Annotated in this window: 23 protein-coding genes and 1 pseudogene; 18 read left to right on the top strand and 6 right to left on the bottom strand. The window is 65.4% G+C overall.

The window, feature by feature from the left end:
• Positions 1–28 precede the first annotated feature (28 nt).
• Together F2P46_RS00930 and pstS are read left to right on the top strand one after the other, a co-directional pair.
• A complete protein-coding gene (locus F2P46_RS00930) occupies positions 29–1,147 on the top strand; it encodes a hypothetical protein (RefSeq protein WP_166884388.1) in 1,119 nt (372 codons plus the stop codon).
• A gap of 432 nt (positions 1,148–1,579) precedes the next feature.
• A complete protein-coding gene (gene pstS, locus F2P46_RS00925) occupies positions 1,580–2,644 on the top strand; it encodes a phosphate ABC transporter substrate-binding protein PstS (RefSeq protein WP_166884386.1) in 1,065 nt (354 codons plus the stop codon).
• Positions 2,645–2,653: 9 nt separating this feature from the next.
• Here pstS and uraH read toward each other — a convergent pair whose 3' ends face one another.
• Positions 2,654–3,058: a hydroxyisourate hydrolase gene (gene uraH / locus F2P46_RS00920; RefSeq protein WP_306667660.1), complete on the bottom strand. Its 405-nt coding sequence runs from the start codon at positions 3,056–3,058 to the stop codon at positions 2,654–2,656.
• A 12-nt stretch (positions 3,059–3,070) separates the two neighbouring features.
• Entirely contained in the window at positions 3,071–3,580 is a 510-nt protein-coding gene (locus tag F2P46_RS00915; protein WP_166884382.1) for a heme-binding protein, read from the bottom strand.
• Between the two features lie 137 nt (positions 3,581–3,717).
• On the opposite strand from F2P46_RS00915, the gene F2P46_RS00910 reads away from it, so the two are divergent.
• On the top strand, positions 3,718–4,389 hold the full coding sequence (locus tag F2P46_RS00910; RefSeq protein WP_166884380.1) for a heavy metal response regulator transcription factor: 672 nt from the start codon (positions 3,718–3,720) through the stop codon (positions 4,387–4,389).
• Positions 4,389–5,750: a heavy metal sensor histidine kinase gene (locus F2P46_RS00905; protein WP_208296469.1), complete on the top strand. Its 1,362-nt coding sequence runs from the start codon at positions 4,389–4,391 to the stop codon at positions 5,748–5,750. Before F2P46_RS00910 ends, F2P46_RS00905 begins: the two co-directional genes overlap by 1 nt.
• A 67-nt stretch (positions 5,751–5,817) precedes the next feature.
• On the opposite strand, the gene F2P46_RS00900 is transcribed toward F2P46_RS00905, so the two are convergent.
• Positions 5,818–6,618, bottom strand: a complete 801-nt coding sequence (locus tag F2P46_RS00900; RefSeq protein ID WP_166884378.1) for a ferritin-like domain-containing protein — start codon at positions 6,616–6,618, stop codon at positions 5,818–5,820.
• 241 nt (positions 6,619–6,859) lie between these two features.
• Between F2P46_RS00900 and F2P46_RS00895 the strand changes: the two genes are divergently transcribed.
• The gene (locus F2P46_RS00895; protein WP_166884376.1) at positions 6,860–7,633 is read left to right on the top strand and encodes a hypothetical protein; all 774 of its coding nucleotides are present in this window, start codon (positions 6,860–6,862) and stop codon (positions 7,631–7,633) included.
• A gap of 17 nt (positions 7,634–7,650) precedes the next feature.
• Positions 7,651–7,782 carry a hypothetical protein gene (locus tag F2P46_RS38165; RefSeq protein ID WP_267875812.1) on the top strand — a complete coding sequence of 44 codons (132 nt, stop codon included), beginning with the start codon at positions 7,651–7,653 and terminating at the stop codon, positions 7,780–7,782.
• Between the two features lie 39 nt (positions 7,783–7,821).
• Here the strand turns inward: F2P46_RS38165 and F2P46_RS00890 are convergent, their stop codons facing one another.
• Complete coding sequence (locus F2P46_RS00890; RefSeq protein WP_166884374.1) at positions 7,822–7,974, bottom strand: hypothetical protein; 153 nt, start codon at positions 7,972–7,974, stop codon at positions 7,822–7,824.
• A 221-nt stretch (positions 7,975–8,195) separates the two neighbouring features.
• Between F2P46_RS00890 and F2P46_RS00885 the strand changes: the two genes are divergently transcribed.
• Both F2P46_RS00885 and F2P46_RS00880 read left to right on the top strand, forming a co-directional pair.
• Complete coding sequence (locus F2P46_RS00885; RefSeq protein ID WP_166884372.1) at positions 8,196–9,137, top strand: hypothetical protein; 942 nt, start codon at positions 8,196–8,198, stop codon at positions 9,135–9,137.
• A 39-nt stretch (positions 9,138–9,176) separates the two neighbouring features.
• Positions 9,177–9,332 (top strand): hypothetical protein, encoded by a 156-nt coding sequence (locus F2P46_RS00880; protein ID WP_166884371.1) that lies wholly within the window; start codon positions 9,177–9,179, stop codon positions 9,330–9,332.
• On the opposite strand, the gene F2P46_RS00875 is transcribed toward F2P46_RS00880, so the two are convergent.
• Positions 9,329–9,478: a hypothetical protein gene (locus tag F2P46_RS00875; protein WP_166884369.1), complete on the bottom strand. Its 150-nt coding sequence runs from the start codon at positions 9,476–9,478 to the stop codon at positions 9,329–9,331. The two genes, F2P46_RS00880 and F2P46_RS00875, sit on opposite strands and share 4 nt — an antisense overlap.
• Before the next feature lie 9 nt (positions 9,479–9,487).
• On the opposite strand from F2P46_RS00875, the gene F2P46_RS00870 reads away from it, so the two are divergent.
• Together F2P46_RS00870 and F2P46_RS00865 are read left to right on the top strand one after the other, a co-directional pair.
• On the top strand, positions 9,488–9,799 hold the full coding sequence (locus F2P46_RS00870; protein ID WP_166884367.1) for a hypothetical protein: 312 nt from the start codon (positions 9,488–9,490) through the stop codon (positions 9,797–9,799).
• Positions 9,796–10,044, top strand: coding sequence for a hypothetical protein (locus F2P46_RS00865; RefSeq protein ID WP_166884365.1), 249 nt, complete (start codon positions 9,796–9,798; stop codon positions 10,042–10,044). Before F2P46_RS00870 ends, F2P46_RS00865 begins: the two co-directional genes overlap by 4 nt.
• A 33-nt stretch (positions 10,045–10,077) precedes the next feature.
• Here the strand turns inward: F2P46_RS00865 and F2P46_RS00860 are convergent, their stop codons facing one another.
• Entirely contained in the window at positions 10,078–10,818 is a 741-nt protein-coding gene (locus F2P46_RS00860) for an aminopeptidase (protein WP_166884363.1), read from the bottom strand.
• A gap of 248 nt (positions 10,819–11,066) precedes the next feature.
• Here F2P46_RS00860 and F2P46_RS00855 point away from each other — a divergent pair, with 248 nt between their 5' ends.
• The 8 genes and pseudogenes from F2P46_RS00855 (at position 11,067) to F2P46_RS38155 (ending at position 18,413) form a co-directional block, all read left to right on the top strand.
• A complete protein-coding gene (locus F2P46_RS00855) occupies positions 11,067–11,267 on the top strand; it encodes a hypothetical protein (protein WP_166884361.1) in 201 nt (66 codons plus the stop codon).
• A gap of 142 nt (positions 11,268–11,409) precedes the next feature.
• Positions 11,410–12,597, top strand: coding sequence for a sensor histidine kinase KdpD (locus F2P46_RS00850; protein WP_166884359.1), 1,188 nt, complete (start codon positions 11,410–11,412; stop codon positions 12,595–12,597).
• Positions 12,598–12,729: 132 nt separating this feature from the next.
• On the top strand, positions 12,730–16,164 hold the full coding sequence (locus F2P46_RS00845; protein WP_166884358.1) for a DUF4132 domain-containing protein: 3,435 nt from the start codon (positions 12,730–12,732) through the stop codon (positions 16,162–16,164).
• 28 nt (positions 16,165–16,192) lie between these two features.
• Positions 16,193–16,489, top strand: a complete 297-nt coding sequence (locus tag F2P46_RS00840; protein WP_166884356.1) for a hypothetical protein — start codon at positions 16,193–16,195, stop codon at positions 16,487–16,489.
• 16 nt (positions 16,490–16,505) lie between these two features.
• On the top strand, positions 16,506–16,961 hold the full coding sequence (locus F2P46_RS00835) for a hypothetical protein (protein WP_166884354.1): 456 nt from the start codon (positions 16,506–16,508) through the stop codon (positions 16,959–16,961).
• A 67-nt stretch (positions 16,962–17,028) separates the two neighbouring features.
• Complete coding sequence (locus F2P46_RS00830; RefSeq protein ID WP_166884353.1) at positions 17,029–17,586, top strand: hypothetical protein; 558 nt, start codon at positions 17,029–17,031, stop codon at positions 17,584–17,586.
• A 203-nt stretch (positions 17,587–17,789) separates the two neighbouring features.
• A pseudogene (locus F2P46_RS38735) lies at positions 17,790–18,086 on the top strand (tetratricopeptide repeat protein); the annotation flags it as partial.
• Between the two features lie 42 nt (positions 18,087–18,128).
• The gene (locus F2P46_RS38155; RefSeq protein ID WP_306667665.1) at positions 18,129–18,413 is read left to right on the top strand and encodes a tetratricopeptide repeat protein; all 285 of its coding nucleotides are present in this window, start codon (positions 18,129–18,131) and stop codon (positions 18,411–18,413) included.
• The last annotated feature ends 85 nt before the right edge of the window (positions 18,414–18,498 follow it).

Raw genomic sequence — 18,498 nt, 5'->3', positions numbered from 1 at the left:
CATCTCATTTTATTGTCAGGGTAATCGCATGGAAAAACATTCAGTCTCGCTGTACCAGACCAAGGGCTCGACCGACAAGGAATACCATTGCCACCTCGACCCGGTCGAGGGCGGCTGGATGGTGTATGGGCGCAACGGCCGGCGCGGCAGCGCGCTGACCCACCAGGCCAAGACCGCCACGCCCCTGCCCTACGCCGAGGCGAAGGAGATCTACGACACCCTGGTCCGCAGCAAGCTCAAAGGCGGCTACAGCCCCGATGACGCCGGCGTGCCCTACCAGGGCACCGAGCTCGAATCGGCCTTCACCGGCGTGCTGCCGCAGTTGCTCAATCCCATTCCCGAAGAGCGCGCCCTCAAGCTGCTGCAAGACGACGCCTGGGTCATGCAGGAAAAGGATGACGGCCACCGGCGCATGGTGTCGGTCAAGGCGCCGGGTGAACTTGTCGGCAGCAAGCGCAATGGTTTTCCGGTCCCGCTGCCGCTGGGCGTGGTCGAAGATTTGTCGGGCCTGCCCGCCGGCACCATCCTCGATGGCGAAGCGCTGCCCGGTCCGCGCCTGTCCATTTTCGACATCCTCGAACTGGGCGGGCGCAAGCTGCACGAGCTCGGCTTCGTGGAGCGCCATGCGCTGCTCGGCGCGGCGCTGGGCGCGACCGCCAACGTGTCGGTCTCGCCCTTGTACCAGGGCACGGCGGCCAAGACCGAGGCCTTCGAACGGATCCGGCAACAACGCGGCGAAGGCGTGGTGTTCCGCAAGAAGGACGCCACCTACGCCCACGGCCGGCCAGCCTCGGGCGGCGACGCGCTCAAGCACGTGTTCTATGAAACCAGCACCTTTGTCGTCGAGCAGCTTGCCAAGGGCAAGCGCAGCGTGCACGTGGTGGTGTTCGACGCCAGCGGCGCCAAGGTCGACATGGGCAAGGTCACCATTTCATCGAATTTCGAGATTCCGCCGGTCGGCGCCCTGGTCGACGTGCGCTACCTGTACGCCCATCCGGACGGCAAGCTGCATATCTCGACCTACAAGGGCGTGCGCGACGACCTGGACATCTCGGCCTGCAGCGCCGCCCAGCTCAAATACAAGGCGGACGAGGCCATGGAAGAAGGTGAAGGCGACGACGAAGCAAGCGACGCCGCGCTCGCCTGATGCGCGCGGCGACATGTCATTGAGTCAATCAAAATCCGGATAAGTTTGATTTCAATGACAACTTTGCGTATTTACAAACTTTGCCCGGCAATCGGCCCTGCGCTCTAATGTCGTCAACGTCGCGCAATTCCGAGATTTTCCTCTAAAGCCGCGCCGTCGGCTTGTGGCTGACGTATTTCCGTGTAGAATCATCGATCGTACAACGTTATCTGTCAACAGGTCGCTGGCCGCGTAGCCAGCGTCACTGCCAGCGATCCGGCCTGCCGCGCTGTTGCGCCGTCTTGCGCGCCTGCGTACTTGCCGCGCCCGGCCCGGCCCGGGATCAACGACACTCCCGCTCACGTCTCCGCCCGCCATGGCCCAATCAACGCCATGGCGCCGAGCCACGCGGCCGCCACACCAGAACCCTCTATCGAACACGGAAATACCGCTATGTTTTATGCTAAAAGAATCATTTTTGCCGTCATCGTCGCATCCTCGCCTGCCCTGCATGCGCAAACGTCATTGACCGGCGCCGGCTCATCGGCCGCCGAAATCCTGTACACCTCGATGGCGAGCGCCTACAGCAAGTCGTCGAACGTGAACCTGAGTTATCAATCGAGCAGTTCCACCGAAGGCATACAGCAGGTCAAGAACCGCAAAGTCGACTTCGGCGCGACCGATGTCGCCCTGTCCGCCGACGAACGCAAGGCCGGCAAGCTATTGTGCTTCCCTACCGCTGTGTCGGGCATCGTTCCGGTCTTTAACCTGCCTGGCGTGGGCAGTGGACAGCTCAAGTTGACGGGCGACGTGCTGGCCGACATCTTCAGCCGGAAAATCACGAAATGGAATGACCCGAAAGTGCAGGCCCTCAATCCGGGACTGGCCCTGCCCGACATGCCGATCACGGTCGTGACCCGCCAGGATGGGTCCGGCACCACCTACAACTTCTCCGACTACCTGAGCAAAAGCAGCGCGCAGTGGAAAGCCAGCTACGGCAGCAGCTACAGCATCACCTGGGCCGCCGGGACCACGCCGGTGAAAGGCAGCGCCGGCGCGGTGGCCGCGCTCAAGCAAACGCCAGGCGCGATTGCCTACGTGGACTTCCAGTATGTCGCGAAGAACAAGCTGAGCTTCGCCAGCCTGAAAAACCGCGATGGCAAATTCGTCTCGCCAAGCGGCGCCGGTTTCTCGTCGGCGATGAACAACAGCGCTTGGGCGAGCAAAGGGACGTATGAAGAAATGCTGACCGACAAGCCAGGCGCCGGCAGCTGGCCGATCACCGCCAGCACCTACGCCATCGTGCCGCAGGTCAGCAACACGCCCGACAAGACGGTCGCGGCGATCAAGTTCTTTACCTGGGGTTTCGTGCATGGCGACGATGCGGTCGGCAACACGGCCTTCGTGCGCCTGCCGGACAACGTGCAGGGACGCATCTTCGGCGAACTGACCACCATCACCGACAGCGCCGGGGCACCGCTCAAATGGTCCCTCACCGACGCCCTCAAGATGCGCTGATCCGGCGACTCAGTTGCCGCGATAGGTCGAGAAGCCGAACGGGCTGATCAGCAATGGGATGTGGTAATGCGCAGCCTTGCCATCGACCACGAACAATACCGGCACTTCCGGGAAAAAGCTGTCGATCTTCCTGGCGGCAAACCAGGCGCCGGTCTTGAAGGTCACCCGGTAAATGCCCTTGTCGAAGCGTTCCCCCTCGGGAAACAGCGCCGGAATGCGGCCCTCGGCATTGGTGCTGCCCGCACCCAGCGCGACCCACTGCTTGCCGGCCTGCTTTTCCAGGGTCACCTCGACCTGGGCCGAGGGCAGTCCATCCTGCAAATTGAGCACATGCACGCTGAGCGGATTGGCGGCGGCGGCCAGTTGAGCGACGCCTGACAGGATCAGGGCGGCGGCAAGCGATGTGATGTTCATGGTCATACTCCCTTAATTGGTTTGATTCGTTTGAATGGACAGCTTCGCTGCGTGCGTCGCGATGGCGCGTGCGGCGCAGGCCTCGTCCATCGCCGCGCCGCCGGACCCGGCCACGCCGATACCGCCGATGACCTCGTTGCCGGACATGAGCGGCAAGCCGCCGCCCAGCAACAGCAATTCCGGCAAAGTGGTCAGGTTGGCGGTGTCGGGTTCGGTGCGCGTCCGTTCGGCCAGCACCCGGGTCGGCGTTTTGGCCGACAAGGCCGTGTACGCCTTGCGCTGGGCCGCCAGCGTGTTGTGCGGACCGACACCGTCGGCGCGCTTGAGCGCCACCAGGTTGCCGCCGCGATCGACTACGGCCACCGCCGCGCCGCGCCCCTGCGCCTGGCAGGCGGCCAGGGTGGCGTCGACCAGGTCGCCGGCCAGCGGCAGCGCGATGTCCAGGCGCAGCACTGGCGCAGCGGCCGCGCCGCCGCTCATGAGCAGCAGCGAAAATGAAAGTGAAGCGAGACGCAAAGCCATGTAAATCCTTCGCAGTTGGCAGCAAAGAGCCCATGCTAACGCCGCCCGCCCGACGCCACGATGACGCCCGGATGACGAATTTGTAATCGGCTCGCAAGCGCGGCTGGGGCATAATCGGACGCATACCGGGAGCAGGCATGCGCATATTGTTGGTGGAAGACGAAAGCAAGACGGCGGACTACCTGCGCAAGGGCCTGGGCGAATCCGGCTACATGGTATCGGTCGCGTGCGACGGCCATGACGGCCGCCACCTGATCGAGGAAGAAACGTTCGACCTGATCATCCTCGATGTCATGCTGCCCGGCCTGGACGGCTGGCAGCTCCTGGACATCGTGCGCCGGCGCGGCGCCACGCCGGTGCTGTTCCTGACCGCGCGCGACGCCGTCGAAGAGCGCGTCAAGGGACTCGAACTGGGCGCCGACGATTACCTGGTCAAGCCCTTTTCCTACGCCGAACTGCTGGCGCGCGTGCGCACCCTGCTGCGGCGCGGTCCGCCGCGCGAACGCGACACCCTGCAAGTGGCCGACCTGCACCTGGACCTGTTGCGCCGCAAGGTCACCCGCAATGGCGAGCGCATCGTGCTCACCAACAAGGAGTTCGCGCTGCTGCACCTGCTGCTCAGCCGCGAAGGCGAAGCGCTCTCGCGCAGCTTCATCGCCTCCCAGGTGTGGCAGATGAATTTCGACAGCGACACCAACGTCGTCGACGTCGCCATCCGGCGCCTGCGCGCCAAGGTCGACGACCCCTTTCCCGTCAAGCTGATCCACACGTTGCGCGGCACCGGCTACCGGCTGGAAGCGCCGCCCTGATGCGCGCCCCGCGCTCGCTGAGCTTGCGCCTGGCGCTGCAATTCGCGCTGGCCGGCGCCGTGCTGAGCGGCGCCATGGGCTTGTACCTGTACCAGTCGCTGGCGCGCGAACTGGCCTGGCGCGACGACCAGGCGCTGGCCGGCCGGGTCGAACGCATGGTTGCGCTGATCGACGACAGCGCCAGCATCGACGCCCTGCAACGCCGGCCCCAGCTCTACGGCAACATGCTCGGCAACCGCGACAGCATGCTGTGGATCATCGACGACCAGGGTAGCGCGCGCATTTCCGTCAATCCGGCGCGGCTGCCGGTGCCGCGCCTGCCGGGCCGTGCCGACACCCAGTTCGGCGACATGCAAGGGGCCGCGCCCGCGCGCCTGGCCTGGCGCCGCCTGGAACACCGGGGCGCCGGCCTGACCCTGGTGGCCGGCAAGCTGCTGGCCGAGCGCGAGCAGATGCTGGCCTCGTACCGCGCCAAGCTCCTGATCGCGCTGGCCGCCAGCGGCCTGCTCATGTTCGCGCTGGGCTGGCAGGTGAGCCGGCACGGACTGGCGCCGGTGCGCCGGCTGGCGGCGCGCGCGGCCGCCATCGACAGCGCGCACCTGCACCTGCGCCTGGCCGGGCAAGGCGACGTCAGCGAACTGGCCGAACTCTCCGCCGCGCTCGACACCATGCTGGCGCGGCTGGAACACGGCTTTGCGCAACTGTCGCGTTTTTCGGAAGACCTGGCGCACGAACTGCGCACCCCGCTCAACAACCTGATGGGCCACACCCAGCAGACCCTGTCGCGGGTGCGCAGCACGGATGACTATGAGGAACTGCTGGCCTCGAACCAGGAAGAATACGAACGGCTCTCACGCATGATCGACAGCATGCTGTTCCTGGCCCGCAACGAGCAGCCGGACGCGGCGGTGCAGCGCAGCGAGGTGGAACTGGCGCCGCTGGTGGCGCAGCTGTGCGACTATTTCGAGGGCATGGCCGAGGAGCGCCAGATGACGTTCGAGAGCCGCGTGCAAGGCAGCGTGCGGGCCGACCCGGCCCTGTTGCGGCGCGCGCTGGCCAACCTGCTGGCCAATGCGCTGCGTTATGGCACGCCGGGCAGCACGGTCGGCATCGCCACAGCAAGCGTCGACGGCATGCTGGAGCTCAGCGTGCATAACGTCGGCCCGCAGATCGGCGCCGCGCATCTGCCGCACCTGTTCGAGCGCTTTTACCGCGCCGACGCCGCCCGCAGCGGGCATGGCGACACCGGCGGGCTCGGGCTGGCGATCGTGCGCTCGATCATGCAGCTGCACGGCGGCAGCGCGGAGGTGGACAGCGGCGCCGAAGGTAGTACTTTCAGGCTGCGCTTACCGGTCGAATGAAGTCGTCCGGCGCGCCGAGCTCCGTGAGCACTGGTGGCACGCCCCAGGAAGATCCGCCGTATGTGATTTACGAGAAATCGATCAACTCGGCCTCGGTGAACCCCGCCCGCCGGCGCGCCTCGAGATTGAACGGCCCCTTGAGCACGGGCGCCTCGTAGCGCAGCGCCAGCTCGGCGTACGCCGCCTGCGGATCGAGCCCGCGCTGCTCGCACAGATAGCGATACCAGCGGTTGCCGATCTCCACATGCCCGACCTCGTCGCGCAGGATGATATCGAGGATGGCCGCCGCCGCCATGTCGCCCGCCTGCGCGATTTTTGCGCGCAGCGGCGGAATCGCATCGAGCCCGCGCGCTTCGAGCGTGCGCGGCACCAGCGCCATGCGCGCCACCACATCGCCCTTGGTTTTCTCCACCATTTCCCACAGGCTGTCGTGCGCCGGGAAGTCGCCGTAGCGGTAGCCGAGCACCTCGAGGTGCGCGGCCAGCATCGAAAAATGATACGCCTCTTCGTTGGCCACGCGCAGCCAGTCGGTGTAGTACCCGTCCGGCAGGCCGGCAAAACGCCACAACGCATCGAGCGCCAGGTTCATGGCGTTAAATTCGATGTGGGCCAGCGAATGGACCAGCATCGCGCGCCCTTCCACCGTCACCATCGAGCGCCGCCCCACCAGGCGCGGAGGCACCAGTTGCGGGCGCTCGGGCCGGCCCGGTATCGGACGGGCCACGTCGAACACGGCGCCATTATCCACGCGCCAGTCGCCGTTCAGGTGCGCTTGCGCCAGCACGGCAATCGCCGCCGTCTTGGTGGCCGGATCGGGTTCGAGTAAGCACTGCAGCGCGTACGCGCGCAGTTCCAGCGGGTGGGCCATCGGATAACCTTGTGCGTGAAAATGCGGGCAGTATATCAAGCCCGCCGGACGCGGACCGATCCTCCCGGAAACAATATTGTCTCTTCGATAAATTTTGTACAAAGTCAAAGTTCAACCACTGCAATGCAAATACAGTTTCCAGACTGCTCAGCCGACAGAAATTGGCGGACGGGCAGGGTCGTTGAAAGCCATCTCCCGATGCATTCAACGTTGACGTTTCAATTTGAGACCTGGAGTGATGATGAATAAGCAAAGCACGTTCCGTATTCATTTGAAAACCGCAGCAATCTGTGTCGGCCTGCTGGCCGGACTGACCGGCGCGAGTGCCTCGGCACAGTCGACGCCGTCGGCAAAGGCGACGTTTGCGTACACGTCGCTCACCGTTTTACCGCCGTGCAATAGCACCGACGCCGCAGGCTGCGCCGGCAGTGGCAGCGATGGCTGGACCAGTATCCTGAAGCAGCAGCTCAAGACCGCGAACCAGAAAGACCTGTTCATCAATGCATCCCTGCAATGCGGCATCGTGACCGATACCACCGTCAAAAGCACCAACGGGTCGCTCGATACGGCCGAAGCGCGCGCCACCATCCGCGTGAAAGTCAAAATCACCAGCCCGACCGGCGTGGTGAGCTACGCCCAGCCCTCGACCGGGCGCGACGCCATGAACACGGTGGGCGACGGGATCGTGTTTTGCGACCGTTCCCAAACCCTCAAGGCCAGATTCTCCGGCCTGAACTGCAAAGCCGATGCCTACGGCGTGGTAACCTGCGCCGACCCCGAAGAACTGCAGCTGATCCTGAAAACCCTGAACGCCAACGCATTCAATTTTGTGGCGCCGGGCATGGACAGCGGCGTCAATACCATCGAGGTGCTGGCCAGGTCGTCAGCCACCGCTTCCGCGACCGGCACCAACGGCTCGCTCGGCAGCGCCAACGCCTTTATCGGGGCGGGCTCGGTCGCCGTTGAAGAAGTTCGCATGATCAAAGGAAATACCGGCGAGACAATCAGCTTCTAAAGCAACGATGCAACGCCTTGGGCTATCGGCTTCACAGCCCAAGGCGGATGTGGCCGGCGTGGCGACGACGGGAAGGCATCCAGCAGGTGCTGGGCCTGACCGCCGCCGACATCGACACCCTGTTCATCACCGCCGCGACCATCGACTGACCGCACGCGCTCCACCACTGGCCGCCTTCGGGCGGTTTTTTATTGCCGCTCGCCGGCATCCACGCGCAATTCGCCGTCGCCGCGCACCGGCATTAAGAGTTCAATGACCCAGGCCTCCACCGAAGCACCCTCGCACCCGATGCCAGCGACAGCGAGAAGGTGCTCACCCTGGCGCGCGACCATCTGGTGCATTTCAAGTACGAAGGCGAGCGGAAGCGGTGATCGCGGGGTGCTTGTAGCCGCAGAATGAAACTCTCATCGGGAAGGTGCTGGCCCGACTCTGTTTCCACCTTGCCTAACCGTCCATGGATTTCTTCCAAGTTTGCTATAGTAATAAAAACCCAACAGGGTCAGGAACGAGCGGATCTTGACACCTGGAGACCCAAAGCGCGAGCACCGATCCTTACACCAGCATGAAATTCGCGTTTTTAATGAATCGCGCCGTGTTTGGATTCTGCACGCAGGGGCTCGATCGGTCCCCTGCAGAATTGTCCGGGCTCGGCGCCAACACGAATGTTTCGGCAACCTTAAGGGAGGAGGTGAAGCGGTGCCTGGTTGAATTGTCACTCAAGGAGATTGTTGCCGGTGTCAAGCCGTTCCCCGTTTCGCACCCCGTACCATCCGAGACCGTCCATCGACTGACCCTGCTCGGCACGCGTTCTCTCAACAGTGGGCGCAACAGCAGAAAAACACTGATTGCAAGTATCGAGGTCGATATCGACAGCGCTGGCGTCCGGGTACGCAGCACGCGCCGTACTCCATGGTCGGAGGAGCGCCTTGCTAACCTCGGGTTCGTGGAACAGTTTCCTTTTCTGGTCGATCAAGATCAAGAAGTACGAGACCGGCAATTCTGGATGATCGACGCGACAAGCGGCAAGCGTTTGCGAACCTGGCACGGCAGTTTTGTCCCCAAGCTTCTCCTCAATCAGCGCTACGCGGGCATTGAGGCAGCGCTTGCATATCAAGAGAATGAGCGTAACGGTCTCAGGGATGTCGAATTTTATTCAAAAAGCAAGTTCTACAATCTGCTACCGTATTACATTTCCATGCGCGACCAGGGCACGAAGGCGCGCACGGAAAGCCTCGGCCAACTTATCCCATTGCAAGACAGAGGCCGATGGGTACGCGTATTCATTCCCCCGGCCGACGGCATTGATGGGACTGGCACATCCTTGTCGGGCATGCGCGATGTAATGGTGTATACCAATAATGGCGAAGTAATCGCTGATGGATTGCTCGACGAACCGCTACTGCACTTCTATCTCCACACTATGACCAACGGTATTTTAGTCTCTGGTGGAAACTCCAAAATGAGCCTGCTGGAAAAATTCGTCCGCCTGACCCTGGAGAACTAGGTACCCCGTGGCGGGCGCTGCACCTGCGAATCGCATCGCGTGAACGGGCAGATGAAGCCGGGCGAGGCGTACGTCAGTTCGTTCAACAAGCGGCGCTTTCCGGACCTGCTGAAAAAGGTCGCCGCCGAACACGGCGTGACCCTGGTCGACCTCAATACCCCCAGCCTGGCGTACTACAACCAGAGCGGCGTCTAAGCGATGACGGCGATGGTGATGGTGATGTCGATCGAGGCCGGCGAGACCCCGGGCAAAACCAACGATGGCACCTTCGCCAACGGCCACCCGGCCACCCGGCCAACAAGATCGATGGCACGCACTTCAAGGAAGCGCTGTCCGGACAATACGCGCGCATGGTCGCCACCGAACTGGCGCGGCTCGGCAAAGCGGGCGACCCGGTCGCCGCCGGCATCGCCGACAAGTTGACACCCGCCGTGCGCCAGGCTATCGCCAGCGCGAACTGGGTGCCTCTGCAACCCGGGATCGCCAACGACATCGTGCGCGGCGACGGTGCGTACTACCGCAACCAGATCGAAAAGCTGCTGCAACTGGGCGCCTTGCGCAAGGATGCGGAAGGCAATTTCAATCCCGCTGCTGTGATGCGAACGCATGAATTCATCGCGGCGCTACGCCGCCTGATGGGCATCCCCGCTGGGAGCAGTTGAACGACAGCGGCGCGGCCCCTGCCATGTACGCCGACAAGCTGCAGGATGCGTATGACCTGGGCCTGATCCGGTCGGAAGAAGGCATTGCGCGCGGGCGCATGGTCAACGGCCGCACCCTGGCGCCGGAGACGCTCGTCACGCGCGCCAAGGCGGCCAAGGCGGCCAAGGCGGCCAAGGCGCTGTATTTCATGTGGGTGCTGGCGCAGCCGCCGAAGCAGGAAAACGACACGATCGCTAGCGATTAAGCGTTTTCCCCAGGTCGCGCCATGGCCGGAAAATCAGGTCGAAAACTTATAGAACAACTGCATCACCGCCGCGCGATAGGCTTTATCCTTGAGCAGTGCGACCTGTGCCTGGTCGGTGGCCGCGCGCGAGCCGCGCGAGCTGAAGTCGACATCTTCGAACGGCTCCGGCGAGAACATCTCCCACTGCCCGGTTTTGACATCGACCAGCGCCACTTTCAGGCGAATGCGCATGCGCTGGTTTTCATCCGGAACCAGCGCACCCAGGATCGGCACCCACGACACCACCTTGGTCGAGAGGTTTTCGCGGCCCGATTCCAGGATGCCCCAATACACCATGATTTTTTCGGTGCCGCTGCGGGCGGCGGCCAGGCGCAGGTGGCCGGCGTAATTCGTTTTACCCTGGCTCGCTTCGGGCCGGCCGCTGAAGGCGATCGGCTGGTAGTACTGCGAAAAAGCCTTGACCATCGATTCATCGGGAATCATCGCGCCCGATTGCACCAGCATCACCGAACTGTTTCTGGCGACCGTCATTTTCTGGCGCGAATCGAGCGCGGCGCGAATCGCCTCGTCCGTCACCGGAACGCTGGTGTCGATGCCGAGCACATTAAATTCGGTCAGCTCGCCCTGGTAAGCCATGCCATGACTGCGGCCGTAGCGGCCGGAGTCGCCCGGATACCCGGAATCGGAAATGGACCGGGTGGCGCATCCGCTCACCAGCAGCAACAGGCACAGGCCGGCGGCGGCGCGCACGGCAATCACTTGTGGAACACGCATCTTTAACTTTCAATTAATATTATCAGCGGATCATACGGGAATCGACTGGCCTTGCTAAGCAAAAATGAAAGCCTTCTCCACTAACTTTGTTACGAAAAGTTTCAGCTTGACGAGCGGCGCTGCGCGCATGGCGCATCAAGCTGCGGCGCCGGCGTGTCAACCGAATGGCGGCGCCATGCGCTATGTAGGCAAAGCCAACGATGGCGCAAGTCCGGATCGAGCTATCCGACAACCCGAAAGGAACTACCATGCCCGCACGCCCACACCTTGTCCCGCCCGAGGGCACCTTCATCATCATGCAGCAGCGCGGGCACGATCGCATCCTGTTCGAAGTCAATGCCGGCAAAATGGTCTCGATTCGGGTCGAACCAGACCCGGGTGAGTTGGCCGACACCGACAACACAGACGAGGCCACCTTTCCGCACATGCAGGCCAAGGGCAGTTGCTGATCGAGAAATAGCGATTCAAGTGGCACACCGAAATCCTGAAAATACAGTACGCTTGTAAACCTGAAAAATCCGTGATGCCGGGAACCGCGCGAGAAGCGCACCCGGCCGACGATGGCGATGCAGGCACACTGAGAGCGATGAGATGACACTGGCGACCGATCAGAACAGCGGCGCCCGGCCCTTGTCCGGGGTGGCGGTGGCGCTCGAAGGTATCCGCGAACTCGTGCTGGACCATTGGGCCATGCTGGTGCGCCGCAATATACGCGGCGCCCGGGCGCTGCTCACGCCCATCCTGATCAACACCCTTCCCTCTTTCTACGCCAACCTGGTGCAGGCGCTCACGCCCGGCTACCCGCGCGACGACGCCACCAGCCACACCAGCGCGGCGACCGCGCACGGCGGCGAGCGCGCCCGCATGACCGACTATGGCGCCGAACAACTGATCCATGAATACCAGCTGTTCCAGGAGGCGCTGCGCGATGTCAGCGCCGCGCAGGGCGTGGCCATCAGCGGCGCCGAATGGATCATCATCGAACGCTCCATCTACGCCGCCATCCGCGAAGCGGTGCGCGCGTTCACCGCGATCCATGAAGAGCTGCGCCACAAAGTGGCGGCCGCGCTGTCGCACGACATGCGCACCCCGCTGGCGGTGATCGCCAACGGCGCGCAGTTGATCGAGCTCGCCGGTGACCTGGCGCAGGCCAGGCGCCTCGGCCAAAAAATCGCCGCCAACGGGCTGCGCCTCGACAGCATGGTCGACGAAGTGCTCGACGCTCTCACGGCGCCCAACGGCGCGCGCCTTCCGCTGCGCCTGAGCCGGTTCGACATGCGCGAACTGATCGAGCAGGTGCGGCGCGAGTTCGCCGACCGCTACCCTTCCGCGCTGGAAGTGGCCGCGCCGCGCGTCACCGGCTGGTGGTGCCGCGAAACGCTGCGCCGGGCGCTGGAAAACCTGGTGGCGAACGCGATCAAATACGGCGATGGCGGCACGATCCGCATCGCACTGACCGAAGCGCACGGCAATATCGTGCTCACGGTGCACAACACCGGCAATCCGCTCGACGAGGAACAGCGCGGCCGCATTTTCGATTATCTGCGGCGCGAGCGGCAAGTGCAGGCGCAGGGCTGGGGCATCGGCCTGCCGTTCGTCAAGCAGGCCGCCGAAAGCCATGGCGGCAGCGTGTCCGTGGACAGCTCGGCGGCCACCGGCACCACCTTCCTGATCGATGTGCCGGTCGACTGCCGTCCGCATGTCGACGCCGGCAGCCGCGCGGCCCCGCAAGCTACGCCGGCGTTGCCCGCGGCCGGGTGCCATCCCGTGCCCAAATAGGCGTGCTAAACCTGCAATGTTAGTATGGCGTTAAAATTGCGCCCGCCTTTCCGCACGCCTTGCACCAAGACCGGCGCTGTTTGATCACTGGTTTCATCGCTGGGTTCATCACTATTCACGCCAGGAAAATGCATGCCGCACACATCGACGCTCGTCCCACCCTGGCTTGGTGCCGGCCCGCTCATCGAACTGTCCCCCAGCCTGGCCGGCGCCGCGCTGCCCTCGCGCCGCTTTCCCGGAGCGCCCCCACCGCGCGACGCCGGCGTCGCCTGGGCCACCTACATCGCCCAAGCGCGCCGCAAATGCGATTTCATGTCGACCTGGGCCGAGCACCCCGAAGCGGCCGGGCGCGTGGCGCGAGACGTACGCGAAGGCACGCCCGAATCCGACGTGGTCCTGCTGGCCGGGCAAACCGTGTTCGAGAGCGACCTTCAACGCGCGCAGGGATCGCCTTTCATCGACTTCCTGGTTGCCTCCAAAGGGCTGGCGTATGCGCTGCAGGTCTTGCTGGAGCTGGAAAAGTTCTGGGTGTACTCGTTCATGGGCAGCGTCAGCCTGTACACATGCGATGGCGACGGCAAGCGCCTGTCCACCATGCACGCCGCCTTCTGCGCCACCGAACTGGCCCTGCGCGCCCACCTCGCCGTCGCCGACGCCGCCGTCTATGCGCAGTGCGTGCAGATGATCCGGAGCGCCGTGCCGACGCTGCATCCATGCCGCCAGCCGCTGCTCGGGGTGCTGCTGCCGGACGAGCCGGCGCTGTCCGACCAACTGGCGCTGCTGCCGGCCATCCTGGCGCATGATCAAAGCGCGGCCTGGCTGCGCCTGACCGCGACCGCGCCGGCCAGCCTGGCCGCCTTGAGCGGCTTGACGGCGCGCGAAGGCCACTGGCACCAGATGTACCACGCCACCCCGGCCGCCGTGGCCAGCGCGGTGCGCGAACGCGGCGTGGACGCGGTCGCGCTGCTGCAAGACGGCGCGGCCATCGCGGCGGCCGGGCGCGCACTGGCCTGCATCGGCACCCCCGCCTCGATGCGCGCCATGGCGCTCGCCTGCGATGTCAACAAGGACGCGGCGGTGCGTTTTTCGAAAGCGGCGCAGCGCTGGCCGCTGGCCGCCATCGCCGCGCTCAGTGAACTGGTCGCGGCCGACGGCGCCGGCCCGGCGTCGGCGCGCACGGTGCTCGCCGCCCTGGCGCACACGCACGCGCGCTCGCTGCCCGATTTCACGCCGTGGATATCGATTGAGGCGGCGCGCGTGCTGGCGCAGATCGGCGCGCGCGCCGCAACCGGCACCCCGGCCGATGATGCAGGCACGGCAGACCTGCCGCCGGTGCTGGCCTCGCCGCCCTGGCACGCGGCGCCCAAAAAAGCGGCGGCGCCGCTGCTGCTCGAAGCGCTCGCGCTGGCTCCTGTGGAACGCTGGAGCACAGCCGAACGCGCGACCATGGCGCACATTCCCGTTCCCCGATACGCCCCGGCCGACGTGCTACGCGACCCGGTCATGGCGGTCAAACACCTGGGAATCCAAACGTCGCCTTTTACCATGCAGGCCGCGCAGGCGGTCATGAAGGCCGACGCGGACGCGTTCATGGCGATCTGGGAGGCCCACCGCGGCGCCGATGCGTGGATCAGCGGCTGGATGCTCGCCAGCCTGCCGGAACCGATGAATGAACAGGTCTGGAACGCCTTGGACGGCTTCGAGGTAAGCGAAGCGCAGTGCGTGGTAGGCACCCTGGGCCTGCGCGGCTTGCCCAACCTGGTCACGCTGTGCGAACGCCGCCCCGCCCAGGAACTGCGGCACGCCCGCTATTTCGGCGCGGTGGAACTGGCGGCGCCGATGGCGCGCGCCTGCGCCACGCTCAAACCCGGCGCGCCGCGCAGCGCCGCGCGCGACTGGCTGCTGGCCAATCCCGAGCACGCGGCCTGCGGCCTGATCGCGCCGGCGCTGGGCAAGCCGGGTGCGGCCCGCGACCAGGCGCGCGCCGCCCTGCTCCTGATCGCCGGCGCCGGCCACGCGCCCTTGCTGATGCAGGTCGCGGCACGCTATGAGCAAGCGAAGGTGGAAGCGGCCTTGCGCGCCCTGCTCGAGCAGGACAGGCTCGATCGTCATCCGGCAAAAATCGCCAAGCTGCCCGACTTCTGGCAGCCACAGGGCTGGACCCGGCCGCGCCTTGCCGCCAGCGGCCAGCCACTCCCCGTCGCGAGCCTGGAGCATATCGGCGTCATGCTGCGCTTCCCGCACGCCGATGGCGTGTACGCGGGCGTGGACCAGCTGCACCAAGCCTGCACCGGCGAATCGCTGGCCGCCTTTGCGTGGGACGCCTTTCGCGCCTGGACCGATGCCGGCTCGGAATCGCGCGAGGGCTGGATTTTCAGCGCGCTCGGCCTGGTCGGCAACGACGACACCGCGCGCAAGCTGGCGCCGCTGATCCGCGCCTGGCCGGGTGAAGGCCAGCACGCGCGCGCCGTCACCGGCCTCGACGTGCTGGCCCGGCTCGGCAGCGACACCGCGCTGGTCCTCCTTAACGGCATCGCCCAAAAGGTCAAGTTCAAGGCCCTGCAAGAGCGCGCGCGCGAAAAAATCGCCGAGGTCGCCGCCGCGCGCGGCTTGACCAGCGAAGAGCTGGAAGACCGCCTGGCGCCGGACCTGGGCCTGGACGCGCAAGGCACGCTGCGGCTCGATTTCGGGCCACGCGCCTTCCTGGTCGGCTTTGACGAGGCGCTCAAGCCCTGCGTGCGCGACGCCGATGGCAAGCGCCTGCCCGACCTGCCCAAGCCGAACAAGGGCGACGACGCGGCGCTGGCCGATGCCGCCGTGGCGCGCTTCAAGCTCCTGAAAAAGGATGCGCGCACCATCGCCGCGCAACAGGTGCAGCGCCTGGAAGTGGCGATGTGCACGCGCCGGCGCTGGGACGCGCAGGTGTTCCACACCTTCCTGGCCGGCCATCCGCTGCTGCGCCACCTGGTGCAGCGCATCGTCTGGGGCGCCTGGGAGGCCGCTGGCCCCCGCCTGCTCGGATGCTTCCGCGTCGCCCCCGACGGCGCCCTGACCGACGCCGCCGACGACGCGTATGCGCTGCCGCCCGACGCGCTCATCGGCATCCCGCATGCGCTCGACCTGCCGGCGGCGCACGCCGCCGCCTTCGGCGCCCTGCTGGCCGACTACGAACTGACCCAGCCCTTCGCCCAGATCGGGCGCGACACCTACACCCTGAGCGACGCTGAAAAAACGTCCGACCGCCTGCTGCGCTGGAACGGCGCGGCGGTGCCCACAGGGCGGGTGCTGGGCCTGGCCGGCAAAGGCTGGCGGCGCGGCACGCCCGAAGGCGGCGGCGTCATCGCCAACGTCTTCAAATTCGTCGCGCCCGGGCGCATTGCGGTACTGTGGCTCGAACCGGGCATCCACGCCGACGCGACCGACAGCGCCGCCGAACAACGGCTGTGCGAGCTGGTCACCGGCGAGGGCGACAAATGGGGCTCGGTCGGCACCGCCGAACCGCTGTCCGCACTCGATCCGATCGCGGCCAGCGAACTGATTCGCGATATGCAGGCCTTATGCGCATGAACACCACCAGCCTTTCCGGAGCATCACCATGCTGATTCACGCCAGCAAGCTAGCCCTTCTCAGCGTGGCCATCGCGCTGCTGACCTTCGTCGTATTCGTGCTGGCATGGACTGAATCGCTTGGTTTCAGCTGCGGCAATTTCATGCTCGATTGCGTCGTCGACGCGGCCACCGCCCTGGTGATCGGCAGCGGCATCGGCATGTTCGTCGCCATGGCCTCGTTCAGTGAGCCCGATACCCTCCCCGGGCTGAAGTGGGTGAGCTTTGTGTTAAACGCAGTGCCGATGTTCCTCGGCGCCGCGCTCTGGGTTCTTATCGCCGGGTGAGCCGGGTACAACCACCATGACCTCCGAGAAGTTGCGCATCAAGCTGCTCGAGCGCCGCGTGCGCCAGTTCGCCGCCGCGCTGGACGGGCTTGGCGATGTGCGCATCACCATGCCCGCGCCGGGTGACTTCCTGCGTCATCGGCAAGCGCTTGCGCAGGCGAACGCGCTTGACGCGCCGACGCTGCGGCACTGGCCTCATCCGGTCGACCGGGCCGCCGTCCTGGACCTTGTCTGTGCCGGCATCGCCAGCGCCGGCCCCGAGGTTCACATCCCTTGCGGGCAGCCCTTCCACATCGTGGCGCGCATTGACGATTGCCGCGCCTTCGTCAGCAGCATCTGGCGCATGGAATCGACGCTCGACCTGACCTTGTACTTCACCTCACCCGCCGCGGTCATCGCGCTGCACGATCTCGAATACGCACTGGCGTACGTCGTCACAGCGCTCGGACACGAACCGCCCCAAGAATCTTAACAGGGCGCAATCGGCCCTGAATAAGCCTCATGCTCGCTGTCGTTAACCACAGTGACAGGAGAGCGATATGAGCAGCACCACCAACATCCAACGCCGCATGCTGCCGCAAGCGGCCGCCGGCCTCGTCGCAGCAGGCCAGCCCGGCGCAAGCAGCGCCGCCGCAGCGCCAGCGGCGGCAACCGGCAAGCCGGGCGACTTCGATTTTTTGTCGGGCGAGTGGAAAATCCGGCACAGGCAGTTCAAGGACACGCAGTGGGATGCATTCGACGGCGAGGCCAGCGTGAGCAGCCTGCTGGGCGGCCTGGCCAGCGTCGAGGAACTGCGCATCCCGTCACGCAACTTCAGCGGCATGGGACTGCGCATTCTCGATGTCAAGCAAGGACGCTGGGCCGACTACTGGTGCAACCGCAAGAACGGCGTGCTCAATCCGGCAAGCTGGGGCGGCTTCGAGGGTGGCGTGGGCACCTGGGACGCGGCCGATGTGGAAGACGGCCAGGCGGTCATCGTGCGCGGCGTCTGGGACCGCATCGGCCCGGCGTCGTGCCGCTGGCGCCAGGCGGTGTCGCGCGACGGCGGCCGCAGCTGGGCGGAAAACTGGATCATGGACTGGCAGCGCGCCAGCTGATCAGACCTGCCGAACCAAACGTCGACATGTAGAATTGATACGTTTTCGGCCGTCATCAGCACCCCGGCGCTGGCGGCCAGCCGGTCGAGGCGTGGATGAAAATGCAGTATGCATGGACCCTGGACGGACCCGGCCCGGCCGAGGCGGCAGCCACACTGGCCGTGGTCCGTGCCGGGGCGCAACGTGGCTAAGCGGCGGCGCAGTATAGGCTCGGCACGATCTACCTCGATGGCGAAGGTGTCGCGCAAAACCGGGCCGAGGGATACGCATGGTGGCGCAAAGCGGCCGCGCAAGGCTACGCCAAGGCCCACTTCGCTCTGGGAATGGCGCTGCATATGGGCGACGACGGTCAACCCGACCTGGAACAAGCCATCGTCTGGTACCGCAAGGCCGCCGAGCTGGGCCTGGCCGATGCGCAGCACATGCTGGGCGCGCTGCTGTTCGAAGGGGTCGGCCTTGCCGCCGACAAGGAGGCGGCACGGGCCTGGCTGCGCAAGGCGTCCGCGCAAGGACTGGCGCGCGCCCAGGCGTACTACGGAGCGATGCTGATCGACGATAACGGCCCCGGCTCGATGGAACCAGGTGTGGCCTTGCTGCGCATGGCGGCGGCACAAGACGACCCGTCGGGACAATCGTATCTTGCGCGCTGCTACGAAACCGGACGCGGTGTGGCGCGCGACGACGGCCAGGCGCGGGCGCTGTACGAGAAGGCCGCGCAGCGCACCATGGCCAACATCTACGAACGCGGCATTGGCGTGGCGGCCGATCCGGTCAGAGCTGCGGAGTGGCGCAAAGCGGCCGGGATTCCAGTCCCCCGGCCACGCTGAGCGCTACGGTGGGGGCGCAGGCGACGTACGGGTTTCGTGCATCTCCTGCTTGCTTACTTGCACATGGCGGACACGGTATAGGTGC

Source organism: Massilia sp. CCM 8734, from assembly GCF_011682155.1.
GTDB classification, from domain to species: Bacteria; Pseudomonadota; Gammaproteobacteria; order Burkholderiales; family Burkholderiaceae_D; genus Telluria_A; species Telluria_A rubra.
This window is presented reverse-complemented; position numbering and strand designations above follow the sequence as displayed.

What these genes read in the sequence shown, in the direction of transcription:
- F2P46_RS00930 (WP_166884388.1), top strand. Translation starts at nt 29, where the DNA reads ATGGAAAAACATTCAGTCTCGCTGTACCAGACCAAGGGCTCGACCGAC.
- pstS (WP_166884386.1), top strand. Translation starts at nt 1,580, where the DNA reads ATGTTTTATGCTAAAAGAATCATTTTTGCCGTCATCGTCGCATCCTCG.
- uraH (WP_306667660.1), bottom strand. Translation starts at nt 3,058, where the DNA reads ATGAACATCACATCGCTTGCCGCCGCCCTGATCCTGTCAGGCGTCGCT.
- F2P46_RS00915 (WP_166884382.1), bottom strand. Translation starts at nt 3,580, where the DNA reads ATGGCTTTGCGTCTCGCTTCACTTTCATTTTCGCTGCTGCTCATGAGC.
- F2P46_RS00910 (WP_166884380.1), top strand. Translation starts at nt 3,718, where the DNA reads ATGCGCATATTGTTGGTGGAAGACGAAAGCAAGACGGCGGACTACCTG.
- F2P46_RS00905 (WP_208296469.1), top strand. Translation starts at nt 4,389, where the DNA reads ATGCGCGCCCCGCGCTCGCTGAGCTTGCGCCTGGCGCTGCAATTCGCG.
- F2P46_RS00900 (WP_166884378.1), bottom strand. Translation starts at nt 6,618, where the DNA reads ATGGCCCACCCGCTGGAACTGCGCGCGTACGCGCTGCAGTGCTTACTC.
- F2P46_RS00895 (WP_166884376.1), top strand. Translation starts at nt 6,860, where the DNA reads ATGAATAAGCAAAGCACGTTCCGTATTCATTTGAAAACCGCAGCAATC.
- F2P46_RS00890 (WP_166884374.1), bottom strand. Translation starts at nt 7,974, where the DNA reads ATGCACCAGATGGTCGCGCGCCAGGGTGAGCACCTTCTCGCTGTCGCT.
- F2P46_RS00885 (WP_166884372.1), top strand. Translation starts at nt 8,196, where the DNA reads ATGAAATTCGCGTTTTTAATGAATCGCGCCGTGTTTGGATTCTGCACG.
- F2P46_RS00870 (WP_166884367.1), top strand. Translation starts at nt 9,488, where the DNA reads ATGGTCGCCACCGAACTGGCGCGGCTCGGCAAAGCGGGCGACCCGGTC.
- F2P46_RS00860 (WP_166884363.1), bottom strand. Translation starts at nt 10,818, where the DNA reads ATGCGTGTTCCACAAGTGATTGCCGTGCGCGCCGCCGCCGGCCTGTGC.
- F2P46_RS00855 (WP_166884361.1), top strand. Translation starts at nt 11,067, where the DNA reads ATGCCCGCACGCCCACACCTTGTCCCGCCCGAGGGCACCTTCATCATC.
- F2P46_RS00850 (WP_166884359.1), top strand. Translation starts at nt 11,410, where the DNA reads ATGACACTGGCGACCGATCAGAACAGCGGCGCCCGGCCCTTGTCCGGG.
- F2P46_RS00845 (WP_166884358.1), top strand. Translation starts at nt 12,730, where the DNA reads ATGCCGCACACATCGACGCTCGTCCCACCCTGGCTTGGTGCCGGCCCG.
- F2P46_RS00840 (WP_166884356.1), top strand. Translation starts at nt 16,193, where the DNA reads ATGCTGATTCACGCCAGCAAGCTAGCCCTTCTCAGCGTGGCCATCGCG.
- F2P46_RS00835 (WP_166884354.1), top strand. Translation starts at nt 16,506, where the DNA reads ATGACCTCCGAGAAGTTGCGCATCAAGCTGCTCGAGCGCCGCGTGCGC.
- F2P46_RS00830 (WP_166884353.1), top strand. Translation starts at nt 17,029, where the DNA reads ATGAGCAGCACCACCAACATCCAACGCCGCATGCTGCCGCAAGCGGCC.
- F2P46_RS38155 (WP_306667665.1), top strand. Translation starts at nt 18,129, where the DNA reads ATGCTGATCGACGATAACGGCCCCGGCTCGATGGAACCAGGTGTGGCC.